This window comes from Fundidesulfovibrio sp., from assembly GCF_058402725.1.
The window spans coordinates 13,123-15,219 of the sequence record NZ_JBZVFJ010000094.1 but is presented as its reverse complement, the minus strand read 5'-3'; the positions used below and the strand labels follow the sequence as shown (position 1 = coordinate 15,219).

Annotated in this window: 3 protein-coding genes; all 3 read right to left on the bottom strand. The window is 69.6% G+C overall.

The genetic code is table 11. The annotated features are described in order from the left end of the window. On the bottom strand, positions 1 to 1,030 hold a 1,030-nt coding region (locus tag ACV4UX_RS12680; RefSeq protein ID WP_491593643.1), incomplete at its 3' end, for an adenosylhomocysteinase. Next, a complete protein-coding gene (locus ACV4UX_RS12675) occupies positions 1,027 to 1,947 on the bottom strand; it encodes an ArsR/SmtB family transcription factor (protein ID WP_491593642.1) in 921 nt (306 codons plus the stop codon). The genes ACV4UX_RS12680 and ACV4UX_RS12675, both read right to left, overlap by 4 nt. Then, a complete protein-coding gene (locus ACV4UX_RS12670; RefSeq protein WP_491593644.1) occupies positions 1,944 to 2,090 on the bottom strand; it encodes a benzoate/H(+) symporter BenE family transporter in 147 nt (48 codons plus the stop codon). The genes ACV4UX_RS12675 and ACV4UX_RS12670 overlap by 4 nt, the downstream gene beginning before the upstream one ends. Positions 2,091 to 2,097: the final 7 nt, after the last annotated feature.

The window sequence follows — 2,097 nt, the reverse complement described above, 5'->3', positions numbered from 1 at the left end:
GGCCGATGTTGCAGATGATGGCGCCCTCGCGCATCTGCTCCATGTGCGCGCCGGTGATCACGTCGGCGCAGCCCGTGGCCGTGACGAAGATGTCGCCCAGCTTGCAGGCCTCGTCCATGGTGGTCACTTCGTAGCCTTCCATGGCGGCCTGGAGCGCGCAGATGGGGTCGATCTCGGTGACGATCACGCGCGCGCCGAAGCCGCGCATGGACTGGGCGCTGCCCTTGCCCACGTCGCCGTAGCCCGCGACCACGACGACCTTGCCCGCCACCATCACGTCGGTGGCGCGCTTGATGCCGTCGGCCAGGGACTCGCGGCAGCCGTAGAGGTTGTCGAACTTGGACTTGGTGACCGAGTCGTTCACGTTGATGGCCGGGAAGAGCAGCTCACCGTCCTTGAGCATCTGGTAGAGACGGTGCACGCCGGTGGTGGTCTCCTCGGAGACGCCCTTGATCTTGGCGGCCATGCGCTGGAAGCGGGTGGGGTCGGCCTTCACGGAGGCGCGGATGCGCTCCAGGATGATGGCGAACTCCTTGTTGTCGGTGGGCTTGTCCAGGATGGAGGGGTCCTTCTCGGCCTTGACGCCGTAGTGGATGAACAGGGTGGCGTCGCCGCCGTCGTCCACGATCAGGTCGGGGCCGGAGCCGTCGGGCCAGGTGAGGGCCATCTCGGTGCACCACCAGTAGTCCTCCAGGGTCTCGCCCTTCCAGGCGTACACGGCGGAGGTGTTGGCCTGGGCGATGGCGGCGGCGGCGTGGTCCTGGGTGGAGTAGATGTTGCAGCTGGCCCAGCGCAGGTCCGCGCCCAGCTCGTGCAGGGTCTCGATGAGCATGGCGGTCTGGATGGTCATGTGCAGGCTGCCGGCCACCTTCAGGCCCTTCAGGGGCTTCTGCGGGCCGTACTTGGCGCGCACGGCCATGAGGCCGGGCATCTCGTTGTCGGAGATGATCATCTCCTTGCGGCCCCAGTCGGCCTGGGACATGTCGGCGACCTTATGGGCAAGGGTCAGGTCAAGGGGCTTCACGCTCATTTGGTTTCCTCCGTTTCGGGCCTGCGCGCGGCGTAGACGCCAAGGGCCAGGCCGTTGTTGACGTTTCTTTCCTCGAATCGCTCCAGCGTCAGCCCGGCATCGCCGAGCCAGCGCGCCATCTCGTCGCGGGAAAAGCCCAGCCAGCGGTCGCCGAAACGCTCGCGCAGGCGTTCGTCGCCGTGCTTGAGGTAGTCGGCAACCACCAGCGTGCCGCCGGGAGCCAGCACGCGGCGGGCCTCCCGCAACGCGGCGGCGGGGTCCGAAAGGTGATGCAGGGTAAGGCTCAACACCGCCGCCTGGACCTCGGCGTCGGCCAGGGGCAGGTGCTCCAGCTCCCCCACGCGCAGGCTGGCCAGGGCAAGTCCGGGCTTGCGCCGGGCCAGTTCGAGCATGGCCGACGAGGCGTCCACCCCGATGAGCGAGGCGGCCCTGGTCCCCAGGGCCTCCAGCAGGTCGCCGGGGCCGCAGCCCAGGTCCGCGGCCTTGGCGCAGGCTGGCGTCAGCGTCAGGATCAGGCCGTCCAGGTCCAGCTCGCCCAGCACTTCGCGGCGCATGGCCCGCCAGTCCGGGGCGATGGCGTTGAAGAAGCGCCTGGTCTCCAGGGCTCGGGCGTCCAGGCACTGGCGGGCGCGCGCCAGGTCCTCCGGGGGGCCGCAGTCCCCGGCCAGGGGCTCCACGGCGGCGCGCAGGGGGGTGTCCGGCGCGCTGTAGAACACCCATAAGCCATCGCGCCGGGCGGTGAGAAGCCCGGATTCCACCAGGATGCGCAGATGCCTGGATATCCGGGACTGCCCCATGCCCAGAACCGCCACGATCTCGCCCACGTTGAGCTCGAAGCGCGTGAGCAGGCGGTAGAGGCGCAGCCTCGTCTCGTCCGCCAGGGCCTTGAACACGGCCAGGGCCGGGCAGCCGTTCAACGGTGGCTCCGTGTGAGCACGCGGTCGGCCGCCAGGCCGCCGAGCAGGCCCCAGAAGGCCGAACCGATGCCGAAGAAGCTCACGCCCGACACCGTGACGAGCAGCGTCACCAGGGCGGCCTCGCGGCGGTCGGCCTCCTCCATGGCCTGG

Bases quoted from the DNA above. Each gene is read 5' to 3' on its own strand.
- ACV4UX_RS12670 (WP_491593644.1), bottom strand. From the start codon at position 2,090: ATGGAGGAGGCCGACCGCCGCGAGGCCGCCCTGGTGACGCTGCTCGTC.